The organism is Parasedimentitalea huanghaiensis (assembly GCF_009753675.1).
Lineage (GTDB): Bacteria > Pseudomonadota > Alphaproteobacteria > Rhodobacterales > Rhodobacteraceae > Parasedimentitalea > Parasedimentitalea huanghaiensis.
On the sequence record NZ_WQLV01000008.1, the window covers coordinates 12,400 to 28,135 of the forward strand.

Here is a 15,736-nt window from a genome sequence, read left to right on the forward strand (position 1 = left end):
CCAAATATGTCCCGTGCCCTGCAACAGAAGATCCACATTGGTTGTCGCCAGCTTCACCTGGACGCAGACGCCCGCCGCGCCTTGCAGCTTGCCGTAACCGGCAAGGCCTCAATGAAAGACATGAGCGACACCGACCTTCTGAAGGTGCTTAAACGGCTCGAAAAAGACGGTTTCAAACCCTCTTCAAAGGGTAGTAAAAAACACAAAGCGGCCCCCCGCGCAGATCTGCGCCTGGTGCATGTGCTTTGGGGTAAACTCAGCGACGCAGGTGCGCTGCACGATCCGAGCCGCAAAGGGCTAAACAAGTTCATTCGTGACCAGTTTGGCAAGGCTTGGGGCTCGATTCCCGCCGATATCGACATGCTGCGCGACGGGGTCAAAATCAACGCTGTAATCCAAGCACTGAAAGCTTGGGGATCGCGCGCTGACATCGACTTTGACTGGTCGGAGCATCAATCATGAAAAAGCCCTGCACCCGCGTTTCTGACCATGCTGTTATCCGCTACCTTGAGCGGGTGCAGGGTGTCGATATCAAAGGCCTTCGCCACCGGATTGGTCGGGTTGTTGACCTGTACCAGGACCACCCCCATGCAACCGGCGTGATCTCAAGGGGCTTCTCCTACAAAATCCGCAATGGTGTCGTAACCACCGTCATTCCAGTTCAGGGCAACCGCAGGAAGCCAAAGCATCGGTTTTTGACCGGAGGGCGCGATGGTCGGCGATAAAGATCTCCCCCACCCAAAGCCAACTGCTCAGGTCCAGCCCTACTTTGAGGCCCTTGGGCTAGAGGACACGCTGAACTTCCTTGAGGCTTTTGGCGGGTCTGAAATCTATATCGCAGAAAACCCCACTCCCAGATCGCAGGTCGTTGACATTGTCGGCCATGCCAAAGCGCGCGCATTATTCGCCCTTGTTGAACGCCTGCCAGCGCGTGTCCCGTTGGCCCAGCAATGGCGCGCACAGGTCTATAAATCCATGGGCTTGAAAAAAGCTGAGATTGCCCGCAAACTCGGCGTAACGGACGTCACTGTCCGCAAGTGGCTAAAGCCCTCTGAGAACGCAGTCGCGCTCAAATCAGATGAAAACCAACTCTCCCTTTTTCGAAGCCTTTAATCGCCCCTAACCCGCAAGCTCTTGTGGGTGTTTCAGGCGTCCCAAAATCGACCATTTTGAACCTGTAAACAGGTTTCCCGAAGGGTCGATCAATGCACTCAGTCCAGCAAATCGCCAAAGATATCGTCGCGCGCGAAGGCGGCTACGTAAATGATCCCGACGATCCCGGCGGGGCCACCAATTTTGGCGTAACAATCCACACCATGCGGCGCTTGGGCCTTGACCTGGACCGCGACGGCGATGTGGACGCCGCCGATGTTCGCGCCCTTTCCCGCACTCAGGCCGTTGATATCTTCGTTCAACATTACTTTGAGAAACCGCGTATAAATCTGCTGCCCGTCGCCCTGCAGCCGTCGGTGTTCGACATGTATGTGAACGCTGGTGGCAATGCGGTGAAAATCCTCCAGCGCCTACTTGGCGAACTGCTAGGGCCAATCACGGTTGACGGGGCCTTGGGCCCAAACACCGCCGCCGCTGCACACAAAGCATATGATGAGGGCGGCTCCTTGTTCGTGGACGCCTACGGCATCGCCCGCCGCAACTATTACTTCCGTCTTGCTGACCGGCGCGCGGCGTCCCGCAAATACGCCCGCACCCGCGCCGGTGGCAAAGGCGGTTGGATCACACGGGCGGAGGAGTTCATCAGCCCGAAATTCCACATGACAGATCAAGAATTTTCCAAACGAGTGGAGAGCTGGACATGAACTGGCTAAAATTGTTTTTCGGCGGTGGGCGTAACGCCGTCGTTGAGACAGCCGAGGCGTTCATGGAGAACACCGAAGCCGGGGCACAGCGCCGCGCTGACTATGCCCAGTCAGCATTGGGGCAGTTTGGGGCGGAGTTTCAGGTGCCGCGCAAAGGCCGGTTTGACCGTTTCATGGACGGGCTAAACCGCCTGCCCCGCCCGTTGATTGTGATTGCCGTTTTTTCCCTGTTTGCCTCGGCCATGTACGACCCACTTTGGTTTGCTGAGCGGATGCAGGGGCTGGTCTTGGTTCCAGATCCGCTTTGGTGGTTGGCCGGGACCGTTGTCGCCTTCTACTTTGGCGGTCGTTTCCAGATGAAGTCGCAAGAGTTCAGCCAGGCCATCGCCCACAGTACCGCGCGTCTGCCGCAGGTACTGGATAACATTCGCGGCATTCGTGCGCTTCGTCATGACAGCCCCGGCGTAGCAGAAACCGGCACCGATACCGCGCTGTCACAGGCGGCGACCAAGCCGACGGACAACGCCGCTGTCCGCGCCTGGCGCGAGGGCCGCAAATGACCTTGGATCTCGATCTGGCAGTTAAGGCCCTGGGGCTGGCCATTCCATTGGGCGGCATAATCTACACTTGGTTCGCCACCCGCCAAAAGGATGTGGACGAGGCCTTCACAGCTATCGGCAAGCGGCTTGATACCGGCTCCAAGCGCATGGATCAGCACGATCTGGACCTTATGTCCCTCCAGCAAACCGTAGCTTCAATGCCCGCCAAAGAAGACATGCACAGGCTGGAATTAACGATGAGCAATATCGGCGGAGAGATCAAAGCCATTGGGGCCCACATGGGCGCACAGCGCGATGTCATGCGGCGTTTGGAAAACGTAGTGACCCGCCACGAAGATCACCTGATTTCAGGAAGCGGAAACAAATGAGCTATTCAGACACATTGCGCCAACACGCCCGGATTGCCATTCTCCGCTTTCTGGAGGACGCCCCGCGATACACCTCAAACGTATCCATGCTGACCTCCCAACTGCCATTGATCGGAATTGCATTCACCCGTGCCCAGGTGGTGACCGAATTGGCTTGGCTGAAAGAGCAAGGCCTCGTCGAGACTGAGGAAACCGGCGCATTCATCGTTGCCACCGCAACCACACGCGGCGTTGAAGTTGCCCAGGGCACCGCTCGCCATCCAGAGATCCAACGACCAAAGCCAGGGGCGTAATCATGCCGCCTCCTAAGAAATTGGATCTGGTCCCGGATGAGCTTCGCGAACGCCTTGCGGAAGTTCTCATGAAACGTGGTTTTGGTGACATCCTAGACGTCACCGCTGAGTTGAATTCCTGGCTTGAGGAACGCGGCGAAAAACTCACCATCGGCAAATCAGCAGTTGGCGAATTTTCCAAGTTGTTAAAGAACCAGCGCGACGCCTTTGCCATGGCCGAAACCATGTTGGCTGACTTGGATATCGAAGGCGAAAGCAACATGCACAAAGTGCTGATGCAGATGATCGCCACAGCCGCCTTCCAAATGATGCAAGCCATGTCCGAGAAGGACCAGGACTTTGACCCTAAGAGCCTGGCCAACCTGTCTCGGATGTTAAAGGACCTAATGCAATCGGCCGGCATGCGCGAAAAACTTCGCGAGGATGAGCGCCGCCGTGTCGCACAAGAAGCCCGCGAAGCAGCCGTTGACGACATTGAAAAAGCCGCCACCCAACTCGGCATGACCAAGGACACCGTCCAGGGTATTCGCGAACAGGTTCTGTTTGGGGGCAAGCGATGAGCACCCAAGACATGAATTTTGGAGCTGTTGTTCTTGTTGGCGATTTCAACTGGCGCAAGCGATCCATGCGAAAGTCGTTGGCAGCTTGGTTGTTTGGCCGCCGCGACAGGTTCACCCATTTGGACAAGGCCTGCACCGTGGCCTGGTGGCGCGATGAACCCTACCTGATCGGGTTTCGGGAGATGCGCGGCGGCTGTTGGGAAAAGGCGTGAGCAATGACCGCTAAACCCCTCACAGATCAAGAATGGGACGAGCTACGCGCCCAGAGCCGCCAAGCGGTTCCCGACATCATTAGCGAAAGCACGGACTTGCCAGCCGTCCTGCTCTCCTACCAATCCAAACTGCTACAAACGACCGCCATCTATCAGTTTGTTGTCTGCGAGAAATCCCGCCGAATTGGGATGACCTGGGCAGTTGCTGCGGACGCGGTTCTGACTTCGGGCGCGTCCAAGCCCGCAGGCGGCATGGACACGCTCTACATCGGTTTCAATCTCGATATGGCGCGGGAGTTTATCGACACCGCCGCCATGTGGGCCAAGGCGTTTATTCCGGCTGCCAGTGCGGTGCAGGAATTCCTCTTTAAGGACCAGGAGAAGGGCGAAGAAGATCGCGACATTCTTGCCTTCAGGATCAACTTTGCCTCTGGGTTTGAGATCGTCGCTTTGACCAGCAAGCCGCGCTCACTGCGGGGCCGTCAGGGCTATGTGATCTTCGATGAGGCGGCCTTCCACGAAGAGCTGGACGAAATGCTCAAAGCCGCCAACGCGCTGTTGATGTGGGGCGGCAAGGTTCTGGTGATTTCAACGCACGACGGCGACACCAACCCGTTCAATGCTCTGGTGCGCCAGGTCAATGCGGGCGAGCGGGGCGACAGCGCAACGGTCCTGCGCGTTGACTTCAACGACGCAATTGACGCCGGGCTGTATGAGCGCATTGCCCTGGTGACTGGCAAGCCGAACACCGAAGAGGCAAAGCAAGCCTGGGTAAATGGCATTCACGCGGTTTACGGCGACGACGCCGACGAAGAATTGCACTGCATTCCCAAAGCGGGGTCCGGGGCCTGGTTGAGCGCTCCGCTAATCGAAGCGCGCATGACCGCAGATGCGCCAGTCCTGCGCCTGGAACTGCCCGACAACTATTTACACATGACCGACGCGCAACAGTCAGAGCAAATGCGCCCCTTTATGAGGAAGCTCGACAAGGTTCTGTCTGGTTTGGATATGGACCCGCACTATGCCGCTGGTTTCGACTTTGCCCGCGTGGCCGATTTGTCGGTGATGCCGCTGCTGATGGTGGAGAAAAATCTGCGCCGCCGAGAGGCCTTGTCGATTGAAATGCGAAACGTGCCAGGCAACGAGCAAAAGGCCATTGTGGGTGATGTTCTGGACTGTGTGAAAGAGCGACTGCTGGGGGCTGCTTTTGACGCCACCGGCATGGGTTGGACGGTGGCCGAGGACATGGGGCGGCGTTTTGGTCTGCGCGAGAACGAAGACACCCCCGGTCTGATCTGGGCCATTCACTTTAGCCAGGAATGGTACCGGCTGCATATGCCGCCCCTTAAAACCGCGTTTGAAGACGACGCGCTGTCAATCGGCCCGGATGACGACCACCTGACCGATCTGGGCAAGGTCAAAGTGGTTCGGGGCATCCCACGGGTTCCCGATGTGCGCGAAAAAGAAAAAGCCAAGGGCGGCAAAAGCGGCAAGAAGCGCCACGGAGACTATGCCATCGGGTTGGCGCTGGCCCACTTCGCCTCCCGGATGCGGTTCATTGAGTACGACTATCGCGGCATGACCACCCCCCACAACGGCAGCGGCCTCGGAGGCGCAGGCCGCGCAGCTCGCAACCGGATCAAAAACAACGGCAAGAACTGGTGGCGAAGCCCACTGGGTTCAGGATTGAGAGGCGGTATCTAGTGGCTAAGAAACCCCAAATATATGACGCTTTTGGTCGCCCGCTACAGCGCGCCAACCTAACCAAGGAAATTATGGCGCCTACGGTGGGCAGCGTCCGCTCGCCAATCTCTGGCTATCCTGCAGACGGTTTGGAACCCCAGCGCCTGGCTAACATCCTGCGCGCCGCCGACGCTGGAGACCCGGTTCGCTACCTTGAGTTAGCCGAAACCATTGAAGAGCGCGACGCGCATTATCTCGCTGTTGTCGGCACTCGCAAACGAGCGGTTAGCCAACTTGAAATGACGGTTGAGCCCGGCGGTGATAGCACAGAAGAACTGTCCCACGCCGATATGGTGCGCAACTGGCTGAAGCGCGACGAGTTGACGGCAGAAATCTTTGATATTCTGGACGCTGTAGGCAAAGGCTACAGTTTCACCGAGATCATTTGGGGCCAGTCCATGGGGCAATACTTCCCCGAGCGGCTAGAGTGGCGTGACCCGCGTTGGTTCCGTTTCGACCGTCACGACCTCAAAACGCCGGTCATGCTGTCTGACACCGGCCAGGAAGAGCCCCTAGAGCCTTTCAGGTTCATCTATGCACCGATGCAGGCCAAATCTGGCCTCGCATTGCGCGGCGGTCTGGCGCGCGTGGCCTCCTGGGCTTGGATGTTCAAAGCCTTCACCCAACGCGATTGGGCAATATTCACCCAGACCTATGGCCAGCCTTTGCGTGTCGGCAAATATGGGCCGGGTGCGTCTGAGGACGACAAGGACAAGCTGTTCCAGGCAGTAGCGGAAATCGCTGGCGACTGTGCAGCGATTGTACCCGACAGCATGTCCATCGACTTTGTCGAAGCCAAAAGTCTCGGCTCGTCTACAGACCACTACGAGCGCCGTTGCGATTGGCTGGACAAACAGACCTCCAAGGCGGTGCTGGGACAAACGGCCACGACAGATGCAGAGACCGGCGGTATGGGATCTGGCAAGGAACATCGCGAGGTCCAAGAAGACATCGAGCGCGCAGACGCTCGGTTGCTTGCCGCGATCCTGAACCGCAATTTGATCCGGCCTTGGATTGATATCGAGTATGGCCCTCAGAATACCTACCCGCGCCTGATCATTGCCCGACCAGAAGTTGAAGACCTGAAAGCCTGGACGGATGCGGTTACGCCTTGGGTCGATGTGGGGCTTGAAGTGGAGCAAGAGGAAGTGCGCGCCAAGTTTGGACTCAAAGCTCCAAAGGCGGGGGCGAAAATATTGGGTAGAAACCCGCAATCGCCCGACACGAGCCCAAATTCATCCGCCGAAAAGGATCAGAACCTCTCTGAGACTAAATTTAAACACCGTTTTAAGGGCCTCGACGGGAATTTTCAGGTGGATGCCGCTCTACAGTCAGAAAACGCCTCACAGGGCGATATAGGCGCTCTGGCCCCTACCGCTGTTTGGACGGGTCAGTTTACTGAAGCCGCAACCCCGGCTTTGGACGGCATGTTGCAAAGCATTGAGGCCATGCTGGCAGCGGCGACTACGATGGAAGAATTCCGCGAATTCCTGCTGGAAGGCTACCCCGACCTGAACAGCGGCGAGCTTGCCAAGGTCATGGGGGAGGCTTTCGCGGCATCATTTGCAGGCGGGCGCGCCACCCTTGAGGACGACGCCAGTGCCTGAACCAATTGAGGCCATTCTTCGCAAACCCTTCCCGCACCAGGTCGCGGCGTTTCGGCTTCGACTTGGCAACCTAGTCCCAAGTTCGGCCTGGAATGACCTGGCCGGAAGCGCCAACGACCGGGGCTTTATGGTTGCCGGTGCTGTGAAGGCCGACCTGCTGGCTGACCTGGCCGCTGCCGTAGATCGATCCATTACCGAGGGCACCGGCTTTGAAGCCTTCAAACAGGATTTCAGAAGCATTGTCGCCAAACGCGGCTGGACGGGCTGGACCGGCGAAGACACCGAGGCAGGACAAGCCTGGCGGATGCGCACGGTTTACCACACCAACATGCGCACCTCCTACATGGGCGGTCGCCTGGCCCAATTGCGCGAGGGCAATTTTCCATTCTGGGTGTACCGCCATGGCGGATCTGCAGAGCCGCGCCTGCAACACCTTGCCTGGGACGGGCTGATCCTGCCGTCTGATCATCCATTTTGGCTGAAGCATTTCCCGCCCAATGGGTTTGGCTGCAATTGTCGGATCGTTGGGGCCAGCAGTATGGCCGGTGCTATTCGGCGCGGTGGTGACCCCACCAAGGTCCTGCAGGACGGCTGGGACCAGGTGAACCCCAATACCGGCAGGCTCGACGGTATTGGCGAGGGCTGGGACCATGCCCCTGCAGGTTCCGTTTCTGATATGGTTCAAACCATGGCCAGCAAAACCATCAACTGGCCCTATTCGATTTCCCGCGCCTATATGGACGATCTGCCAGCTTCAGCTCAGGACGCCCATTCCACCGCCTATCGCAACTTATACTCGCTGCACGAAGATATCCGCCGTTATGCCGACGCTGTAGCAGATGGGCGCAGCGTGGCCCCGATCCGCACGATGGGCCGGTTAAGCCAATCACACCGCAGGCGTATCGCCGAAGTGTCTGGCCGGGATTTGGAGAACTACCACTTCACACTGGACGATTCCGCAGTGCGCCACTTCTTAAGCTCTCATGGCAGTGTATCTGAGGCCTTGCGCGGGCAGTTTCAGATCAACCAGGACAACCTTGCCCTGCTCCCACGCTTACTAGACCGCCCCGACAGCATTGAAGCCGCTGGCATAACGCGAGCAGGCCACCCAATTGTGCGCTTCACCAGGCAATTTGGTGCGCAGGTCTACACAGTAGCCATGGAGATCCGAGACAAAAAACACCACATGCTGGCAGTTCAAAACATGTGGGGGAGACAAGTTTCAAACTAGAATACGAAAACAATCGGTCGCAAAGCAGAGAACCTCTTTCCGTTGAGCTCTGGGAACAGAGTCAAAGGGAGGATGTCCAATGAAGCAATCAACTGTCGATCTATTCATAGTTGAAATCAGTTGGCGAAAAAAAAGTTCTGTGGAATGCTGAAATTGCGAATCCAGATATGAGCTATTTTTTCATGCCAAACGATATTCGAGACCGCCTTGATAAACAGTATCTGCCTGTCATTGAATTGAAGAGCGCTGAAGACGTTCGGCAATTTCTGGAAAACCAAGACCTTGAGGACTTGAAGCTTTATTGGAATACATTTCAGGAAACTCTCAAAAAAAATCATGCCGACCGCGCTTATCTCATCGAAGAGGAGTTCAAGCGACGAGAACCAACAGATTGGGTCAGTAAGGCAATTAAATGGTTACGGGAGAAGCCGATCCCAGCCGCTTTCATACTGCTAATCTTGGGCGTCGGCTTTGCTGCAAATTTCAAGGAGCAGCTTTGCGATTTGACCGACTGGTGTAAACCACCCCCACCTATTCCTGATTGCAACGACTTGACTGAGTTAGAATGTGAGTTGGCAAAAAATATTCTTAAAACCATAGAAGGGATAAAGTAATGTCCGTTAATCGTTTTTTTGTTTCGGTATCTTTGACAGCAATTTTTTCAATGGCCGCAACGCCTAGCGTTAGTCAAAATAATGCGGCCGTATTGCGCGAAATTCTTGAGAAGGTTGAAGCCTTTAAAACGGAAACCATGGCTCTACAGAACGAACTTCAAACAGAGAGGGAACGGGCATTAGTTCTTGAGGCGCGTATCGAAAAGTTGGAGAAAGAAGGAGACAGCAGCAGTGTTCCGTCCATCCCAGTCGGCGCGGTTATGGCATTTGATACTGACCCGAAGACGGAGCCGGGATGCCCGGCAGGCTGGGAATTCTTTGAACCAGCTGGAGGGCGTATGATTGTAGGAGCCGGAGACCACAACAATAGGTGGTTTCAGCGCGACTCAAGTGAACCGTTGCCAATAAGTATATATCCAACCTTTGAGCAAGACGCTCGCGCAGGAGTTCAAGAAACGGACGAGGCCCGCGCCACCGGTGGCGCGGAATCTGTATCAATTACTGTAGCTCAGTTGCCTCCCCACAATCATGGATTAGAGCATGGGCTCAATGGCCAGCAACTACCTTGGTATGCACAAGCAAAATCCTATCCCGTACCGATTGGAGTAGCACATTCTGGAAGCGAATATGACTGGAGTTCTGGCAGTGGCGAGGGCCATCCGAACATGCCACCATTCATAGCATTGTATTATTGCAAGAAAAAATGATGCACCCAACAAAAACAAAGGACTAATCGCATTTCAACCATAGAGTACAATACAGACACCCTGGACCCGCTGCTGGCGGCTGTGGCGGCGGCTATTGGCGATATGTCCCCAATCATGCAGGACATTGGCGAACTGCTCGTGCAATCCAGCCAGGACCGGATGCGCGACGGCGAACAACCAGACGGAACCCCCTTTGCCCCGCGCTCACAAACCACTCTGGACCGCTATGCCATGCTGGGGCTGACATTTGGCGCGCCGCTGAATGTTTCGGGCGATATGCGCAACACCCTGTTTTACGACGCCGACCAGGACAGCGCTGAATTTGGATCAAACGCCATTCAAGCCGCCGTCATGCAATTCGGCGCAGCCAAGGGGGCCTTTGGCAAAGCGTCAAATGGGGCGTCGATCCCCTGGGGCGCTATCCCGGCCCGCCCGTTTATCGGCATGTCTGACGAGGACCAGGACAATATCGTCGCCGAGCTGAGCGAATGGCTGGAAGAGGCCGCGCAACAGCGGGATTGACCCAGCGGGAAATCCCCGCCAACTTACCCAACACACTCATGAACGCCCGCACCCGCAAACTGTTGTGGGTGTCTGCATTTTAGCCCCGCTGCGAATATGGCGGCATGAGTAAAGTTGCACAAATCACCACCGTTTCACTGAATTCCCAGCTCCTGCCCGATAATCAGGGCGAGGTGCCGGATTTGGTGCATTTGCTGCCTATGAGCGACGGCCGGGTGCAAACCAATGACGCGCGGGGCCCCTACCATGTAACCAACGCCCAAGACATTATTGACGCCAGTTTTGCAGATTCTGACCGGCTGCCAATTGACGAAAATCACGCCATTGACCTTGCCGCTCCCAAAGGGCTCCCTGCCCCGTCGCGCGGTTGGATCACCGCAATGCAGGCTCGCGACGATGGGATCTGGGGCAAGGTTGAATGGTCTGAAGAAGGCCGCGACCTCCTGAAGGCGCGTGCCTATCGCTACCTCTCCCCCGTCATTGGCCTGCCCAACAAAACCTCCAAGACCGTCACCGGCATCTTGCGGGCCAGCCTCGTCAACCGACCCAACCTACGTGAAATTTCCGCTCTTAATCAGGAGACCGACGATATGTCGTTTCAAAAGAACATGGCCGGGGCGCTGGGGCTTAGTGCCGACGCCTCGGAAGCCGATATTTCGGCAGCCCTGACCACCTTGAAAGACGCAGGCGCAACCCAAGCCACCGCGTTGCAGTCCCAACTGTCAGACATCGGCACGGCTCTGGGCGTTGCTGAAGGTGGCGACGTCCTGGCCGCTGCCAAGAGCGCCCAAAGCAGCGGTGATGGCGACACGATTGTCGCGCTGCAATCCACCGTTGCCGAGCTATCCGGTCAGGTCACCGCGCTGCAAAGCGCCAACCAGACCTCTGCCGCCACGACCTTTGTCGATACGGCAATTTCTGAAATGCGCGTCGGGGTTAAAGCCAGCCGCGAGCAATACATCGCGATGCACCAAAAGGACCCTTCTGGGACCGAGGCCATCATCGGCGGTCTGCCCAAGCTGAACACATCCGGCACCACCCTTCTGCCCCCCAAGCCCGCCGACGGTGTTGTCTCCCTCAATGCGGATCAATCCGCCGTGGCCGCCCAGTTGGGCTTAAGCGACGAGGACTATGCCACATCTATCAAAGATGAAGGGAACGCCTGATGACTGCCCTTACAAAAGGCCGCAACACCCCCGAGAGCGTTGGTGACAACCGCGTCGGGCCTCTTGCCGCTGCTGAACGCCTCTTTGTCGGAGCCATTGCCATGCGCAATGCCGCTGGCTTGCTGGTTGCGGGTCAAACCGCTGCTGGTTTGGTCGGCATCGGTTGCGCAACCGCAGAGACTGACAACCGCTTAGGTGCGGATAGTGATTTGGCCGCCCCTTACAAGCCCGGCACCTTCCGCTACGCCAACTCGGCTGCAGGGGATGAAGTCACCGCCGCAGATATTGGCAGCCTTGCCTATGTCGTGGACGACCAGACGGTTGCCAAGACAAACGGCGGTGCCACCCGTTCACCCGCAGGTTTCATCGACAATGTGGACGCCCAAGGCGTCTGGGTCCGCTTCGACGAAGCGCTGACCAACGCAGGCTAACAGGAGCCCCTCATGCAGATTACAACCTCTACCCTTCAGGCCATTCGCGCCGGGTTTAAAACCTCTTTTAAAGGCGGTTTGGATCAAGCCAGCTCTCAATACGAGCGCATTGCGACTGTGGTCCCATCCACAACCAGCGAAGAAACATATGGCTGGTTGGGCAAAATGCCCAATATGCGCGAATGGGTCGGCGAGCGTCACGTCCACGGCATCTCCGAACATAGCTACACCGTTAAAAACAAGGACTACGAGCTGACAATCGGCGTCGGCAAGAACGCGATCAAGGACGACAAGCTGGGCATCTTTGCTCCGATGTTCGAAGAAATGGGCCGCTCGACCAAAGCACACCCTGACCAGCTTGTGTTCAGCCTGCTGAAAAACGGGTTCACAACTGAGTGCTACGACGGCCAAAACTTCTTCGACACCGACCACCCTGTCCTGGACGAGCACGGCGAGAAAACCACCATCGCCAATACCGACGGCGGTGCCGGGGCGTCCTGGTACCTGCTGGCCACCAACCGGGCGCTGAAGCCGATCATCTACCAAGAGCGTGAAAAGCCTCAGTTTGTTGCCCTAGACGATCCCACCAACCCACAGGTCTTCAGCAACAAGGAATTTGTCTACGGCGTTGATGGCCGCTCCAACGTTGGCTTTGGCTACTGGCAGATGGCCTGGGGCTCCAAACAGGCCCTGGACGCCGCCCACTATGAGACTGCCCGCGCGGCAATCTTGGGCATGAAAGGCGACTATGGCCGCCCTCTGGGCATTACGCCCAACCTGTTGGTGGTTTCTCCTGCTTTGGAAGGCGCAGCCAACCGTTTGATGAAGAACGACCAAATCAACGGGTCTGACAACGAATGGAAGGGCACGGCAGAAGTGATGGTCGTTCCCTGGCTGGCGTAGGGGAGAACCGGCATGACACCCGAACGTGAAACCCTCCTGGCCCGCGCCCTTGAGCTGAAGCTGTCCCACGGCAAAACCATCTCGACTGAGAAACTGGCGGCGCTGGTGGAAAAAGCCGAAGCCAACAAGGGCGAGCCCTCAGAAGGCTCACTGGTAACGGTCATCGGTCCTCACACAGGCCGCTGGCGCGTTGGTCGCTACTTTACGTCCAAGCCACAGGAAATCCCGTTGGATGACCTGAAAAAAGGTCAGCTAGAAGCGCTGCAGAACGACCCGAAACTGTTGGTTTCAGTTTCCTGACCATAAGGACGGCACCAATCCGGTGCCGTCCAACCCCTTCCCTCCCTCTCTTTTCGCCGGACCCTGCCCCATGGCCTACACCACGCTTGCGCAACTTAACGACCGCTACGGCGAACGCCTGGTGATTGAGCTGACAGATCGTGATGAAGCGCCCACCGGAGTTACAGACACAGATACGGTTGACCAGGCCATTGAGGGCGCTGCTGCCCAGATCAATGGCTATCTGCAGGGCCGTTACGCCTTGCCGCTGGCCGAGACGCCCCCGCTAATCAAGGATCTGGCCGAGGCAATCGCCATCTATCGGCTGCATATCTATTCAGCATCGGACAAAATCGAAGCTGAACACAAAGCCGCCGTTGCCGCCCTTCGCGACATTGGCAACGGCACAATCCGACTGCCCATCGCAGGCGTAGAGCCCAAAGGCTCGGGTGGCACCGGAGTACGGATCACCGACCGCGAGCGCCCCCTGACTGCCCAGAACCTCAAGGGGTTCATCTGATGCTCGACGCCGTCACAACCCGTCTGAATGCTCAAGTTGCGGACCTGCAGGGCCGCGTCGAAACCGTTGCCCACCTGGCAGACTTGATGCGCTCCGGACGCCTGCCAGAAAACGCCAGCGCCATTGTGGTGCCGCTCGGGTTCAAGGGCGGCAAACCCGCCGACGCAACCGGCGTCTTTAGCCAGCCTTTCAATGAGGCGCTCGGCGTCCTGCTGATTGCCACGGCCCATGACAAGGCCGGTCAGAAAGCACTGAAGCGGATCAACCCACTGATCCGCGAAGTGGTGAAAGCCCTAATTGGCTGGGCTCCGGAGGATGTGTCCGGGGTGTTTCAGGCAGATCGCGGCAAGCTCGTTTCCCTGCACCAGGGCCGCCTTGTGTACCAGATCGACTTTTCAATCATCGACCATGTGAGGACCCCGTCATGAGCAAACAGAAACTCCCCCAGGGCGGCGGCAGCTTTGTGCGCCAACCCGACGGCGGTCTGAAGCAGGCCGTAAAGCCCGCCGCCGATCCGGTTCAAAAGTCTGCGAAACCAACCCCGGCACCCAGCCCCAAGAAGGAGGCCAAGTAAATGGCAGCCCCAATTTTCTGGCGTGACAAACGCTTCCTGTTTGGCCTGGAAGGCACCTATGGCGTCGATCCCGGCCCCACCGGCGCTGCAAACGCTATTCTTGGAATGGACGTGACCCTGAAGCCAATGGAAGGCCAAGACCAGGAGCGCGACCTGGAACAGCCGGGCATGAGCGCAAACGGCACCATTCCAACCGACCTACACGCGGCTATCAGCTTCACTGTGGATCTCAGCGCCTCAGGTGCTGCCGGGACCGCCCCCGCCTGGGGGCCATTGCTGCGCGCTTGTGGCGTTGCAGAAACTATTACCGCCGCAACATCCGTCGCCTACACGCCTATTAGCGAGGGCTTTGAAAGCGGCACCTTCCATCTGGCGATTGGTGGAACCCGATATGTCATTCTTGGCGCGCGGGGCAAAGCAGAGTTTGACTTGAGCGCCCAGGCCACGCCCAAGATCAAGTTTGAATTCACTGGGTTGTTTACGATCCCAACGGAGGTCGCGCCCCCAGTTGTTGACCTCTCAAGCTGGACAGAGCCCACAATCGTCTCGCACAAGAACACCCCGGTTTTCACCATCGACGCGACGCCGTTTGTGATGAAATCGGCCAAACTGGCTCTGGGCAACAAGGTTGAACCGCGCTTCCTGGTCGGCTCCGATCGCGTTCTGATCACCGACAAATCAGAGCTGTTTGAAACCACCGTTGAAGCCCAGCCCCTAACCGCCTTCGATCCCTTCACCATGGCGCTGAATATGGAGAAAGTCCCGGTCCAATTGGTGCATGGCACCACGGCCGGCCGCATTGCCACGCTGGATCTCGCGACGGCGCAAATGCAGCGCCCCAATATCAGCCAGTCCCAAAACATCAAGGAATGGCCCCTGCGCCTGATCCCCCGCGCCGCCTCGCTGAATGACCAGTGGTCGCTGACCCTTACTTAAACGCACCGGAGCCCACCCCATGTTCAATGTCGTCACAATTCCCAAGTTCACCCGCACCGTTAAGGTCCAAGTCCCTGACGGTGACAGCCATGTTGAACAGAGCTTTAAAGCCAATTTTCAAGTTCTCTCTGATGACAAATCAGAAGGGCTGAACTGGTCCGACATCGACGGCATCAAAGCGTTTCTGCGCGAAGCAATGATCTCTGCGGACGAGCTGGTTGATGAGAAGAACGAGCCGGTGGCTTTCAGTGACGAGATCCGCGAAGGCCTGTTGAGCCTGCCCTATGTGCGTGTGGCACTGCTCAAAACCTACACTTTGGCGCAGGTCCAGGAATCGGTGGGAAACTGATCTGGGCCGGGCGCGCTTGGGTACAGGGCGCGCTCCTCGATGCGGGGCCCAGCGATGAAGACAAGACCGACTGCGAACTCCTGGGCATCCCTTTGGACGATATCCGCCCCAAGCGAGAGCTCGGTGTTTGGCCCGCCAATTCCGACGCGGTGCAGGCCTTCTTGGATGTGACCACCCAGTTCACCCGCCTGGCAATGCCCGACAGCTCAATTCGAGTGACTGGGCTGAACTACCCAGGCGCACAGGCTGCCTGGCAACTGGCCGGGGTGGATATGACCCCGGATTTGTTTGCCCAGGTTCAGATGATCGAACGCGGCGCGCTCGCCGAATGGAACGGAAACTGA

General features: G+C 57.4%; 25 protein-coding genes. All 25 read left to right on the plus strand.

What is annotated here, in order from left to right:
- Nucleotides 1-6 precede the first annotated feature (6 nt).
- The 25 genes from GO984_RS13520 to GO984_RS13635 all read left to right on the plus strand — a co-directional run bounded on the left by GO984_RS13520 (nucleotide 7) and on the right by GO984_RS13635 (nucleotide 15,736).
- Nucleotides 7-462, plus strand: coding sequence for a gp16 family protein (locus GO984_RS13520; RefSeq protein WP_157023059.1), 456 nt, complete (start codon nucleotides 7-9; stop codon nucleotides 460-462).
- Nucleotides 459-725 (plus strand): hypothetical protein, encoded by a 267-nt coding sequence (locus GO984_RS13525; RefSeq protein ID WP_157023060.1) that lies wholly within the window; start codon nucleotides 459-461, stop codon nucleotides 723-725. Before GO984_RS13520 ends, GO984_RS13525 begins: the two co-directional genes overlap by 4 nt.
- The gene (locus tag GO984_RS13530) at nucleotides 712-1,113 is read left to right on the plus strand and encodes a helix-turn-helix domain-containing protein (RefSeq protein ID WP_209279418.1); all 402 of its coding nucleotides are present in this window, start codon (nucleotides 712-714) and stop codon (nucleotides 1,111-1,113) included. The genes GO984_RS13525 and GO984_RS13530 overlap by 14 nt, the downstream gene beginning before the upstream one ends.
- Before the next feature lie 92 nt (nucleotides 1,114-1,205).
- The gene (locus tag GO984_RS13535; RefSeq protein ID WP_157023061.1) at nucleotides 1,206-1,817 is read left to right on the plus strand and encodes a holin-associated N-acetylmuramidase; all 612 of its coding nucleotides are present in this window, start codon (nucleotides 1,206-1,208) and stop codon (nucleotides 1,815-1,817) included.
- Nucleotides 1,814-2,377: a holin family protein gene (locus GO984_RS13540; RefSeq protein WP_209279419.1), complete on the plus strand. Its 564-nt coding sequence runs from the start codon at nucleotides 1,814-1,816 to the stop codon at nucleotides 2,375-2,377. The genes GO984_RS13535 and GO984_RS13540 overlap by 4 nt, the downstream gene beginning before the upstream one ends.
- Nucleotides 2,374-2,745: a DUF2730 family protein gene (locus GO984_RS13545; RefSeq protein ID WP_157023062.1), complete on the plus strand. Its 372-nt coding sequence runs from the start codon at nucleotides 2,374-2,376 to the stop codon at nucleotides 2,743-2,745. The genes GO984_RS13540 and GO984_RS13545 overlap by 4 nt, the downstream gene beginning before the upstream one ends.
- Entirely contained in the window at nucleotides 2,742-3,038 is a 297-nt protein-coding gene (locus tag GO984_RS13550; protein WP_157023063.1) for a VpaChn25_0724 family phage protein, read from the plus strand. Before GO984_RS13545 ends, GO984_RS13550 begins: the two co-directional genes overlap by 4 nt.
- Before the next feature lie 2 nt (nucleotides 3,039-3,040).
- Entirely contained in the window at nucleotides 3,041-3,598 is a 558-nt protein-coding gene (locus tag GO984_RS13555; protein WP_157023064.1) for a phage protein Gp27 family protein, read from the plus strand.
- Nucleotides 3,595-3,810, plus strand: coding sequence for a hypothetical protein (locus GO984_RS13560; protein WP_157023065.1), 216 nt, complete (start codon nucleotides 3,595-3,597; stop codon nucleotides 3,808-3,810). Before GO984_RS13555 ends, GO984_RS13560 begins: the two co-directional genes overlap by 4 nt.
- A 3-nt stretch (nucleotides 3,811-3,813) precedes the next feature.
- Nucleotides 3,814-5,514, plus strand: coding sequence for a terminase large subunit domain-containing protein (locus GO984_RS13565; RefSeq protein ID WP_157023066.1), 1,701 nt, complete (start codon nucleotides 3,814-3,816; stop codon nucleotides 5,512-5,514).
- Nucleotides 5,514-7,160, plus strand: coding sequence for a phage portal protein family protein (locus GO984_RS13570; RefSeq protein ID WP_167740334.1), 1,647 nt, complete (start codon nucleotides 5,514-5,516; stop codon nucleotides 7,158-7,160). The genes GO984_RS13565 and GO984_RS13570 overlap by 1 nt, the downstream gene beginning before the upstream one ends.
- Entirely contained in the window at nucleotides 7,153-8,391 is a 1,239-nt protein-coding gene (locus GO984_RS13575; protein WP_167740335.1) for a phage minor head protein, read from the plus strand. Before GO984_RS13570 ends, GO984_RS13575 begins: the two co-directional genes overlap by 8 nt.
- 167 nt (nucleotides 8,392-8,558) lie before the next feature.
- Complete coding sequence (locus GO984_RS13580) at nucleotides 8,559-9,005, plus strand: hypothetical protein (protein WP_167740336.1); 447 nt, start codon at nucleotides 8,559-8,561, stop codon at nucleotides 9,003-9,005.
- Nucleotides 9,005-9,712: a hypothetical protein gene (locus GO984_RS13585; protein WP_157023070.1), complete on the plus strand. Its 708-nt coding sequence runs from the start codon at nucleotides 9,005-9,007 to the stop codon at nucleotides 9,710-9,712. The genes GO984_RS13580 and GO984_RS13585 overlap by 1 nt, the downstream gene beginning before the upstream one ends.
- Nucleotides 9,713-9,772: 60 nt before the next feature.
- On the plus strand, nucleotides 9,773-10,234 hold the full coding sequence (locus tag GO984_RS13590) for a phage virion morphogenesis protein (RefSeq protein WP_157023071.1): 462 nt from the start codon (nucleotides 9,773-9,775) through the stop codon (nucleotides 10,232-10,234).
- A 104-nt stretch (nucleotides 10,235-10,338) separates the two neighbouring features.
- A complete protein-coding gene (locus tag GO984_RS13595) occupies nucleotides 10,339-11,400 on the plus strand; it encodes a phage protease (RefSeq protein ID WP_157023072.1) in 1,062 nt (353 codons plus the stop codon).
- Nucleotides 11,400-11,831 (plus strand): hypothetical protein, encoded by a 432-nt coding sequence (locus GO984_RS13600; RefSeq protein ID WP_157023073.1) that lies wholly within the window; start codon nucleotides 11,400-11,402, stop codon nucleotides 11,829-11,831. The genes GO984_RS13595 and GO984_RS13600 overlap by 1 nt, the downstream gene beginning before the upstream one ends.
- Nucleotides 11,832-11,843: 12 nt before the next feature.
- Entirely contained in the window at nucleotides 11,844-12,734 is an 891-nt protein-coding gene (locus tag GO984_RS13605) for a Mu-like prophage major head subunit gpT family protein (protein ID WP_157023074.1), read from the plus strand.
- A 12-nt stretch (nucleotides 12,735-12,746) separates the two neighbouring features.
- A complete protein-coding gene (locus GO984_RS13610; protein ID WP_157023075.1) occupies nucleotides 12,747-13,034 on the plus strand; it encodes a hypothetical protein in 288 nt (95 codons plus the stop codon).
- 70 nt (nucleotides 13,035-13,104) lie between these two features.
- Nucleotides 13,105-13,533 carry a gp436 family protein gene (locus GO984_RS13615; RefSeq protein ID WP_157023076.1) on the plus strand — a complete coding sequence of 143 codons (429 nt, stop codon included), beginning with the start codon at nucleotides 13,105-13,107 and terminating at the stop codon, nucleotides 13,531-13,533.
- Nucleotides 13,533-13,961, plus strand: coding sequence for a phage tail terminator protein (locus GO984_RS13620; protein WP_157023077.1), 429 nt, complete (start codon nucleotides 13,533-13,535; stop codon nucleotides 13,959-13,961). The genes GO984_RS13615 and GO984_RS13620 overlap by 1 nt, the downstream gene beginning before the upstream one ends.
- Nucleotides 13,958-14,107: a hypothetical protein gene (locus tag GO984_RS23370; RefSeq protein WP_167740337.1), complete on the plus strand. Its 150-nt coding sequence runs from the start codon at nucleotides 13,958-13,960 to the stop codon at nucleotides 14,105-14,107. The genes GO984_RS13620 and GO984_RS23370 overlap by 4 nt, the downstream gene beginning before the upstream one ends.
- Nucleotides 14,108-15,043, plus strand: coding sequence for a phage tail tube protein (locus GO984_RS13625; RefSeq protein ID WP_157023078.1), 936 nt, complete (start codon nucleotides 14,108-14,110; stop codon nucleotides 15,041-15,043).
- Nucleotides 15,044-15,062: 19 nt separating this feature from the next.
- Nucleotides 15,063-15,392 carry a hypothetical protein gene (locus GO984_RS13630; protein ID WP_157023079.1) on the plus strand — a complete coding sequence of 110 codons (330 nt, stop codon included), beginning with the start codon at nucleotides 15,063-15,065 and terminating at the stop codon, nucleotides 15,390-15,392.
- A 92-nt stretch (nucleotides 15,393-15,484) separates the two neighbouring features.
- Complete coding sequence (locus tag GO984_RS13635) at nucleotides 15,485-15,736, plus strand: DUF1799 domain-containing protein (RefSeq protein ID WP_167740338.1); 252 nt, start codon at nucleotides 15,485-15,487, stop codon at nucleotides 15,734-15,736.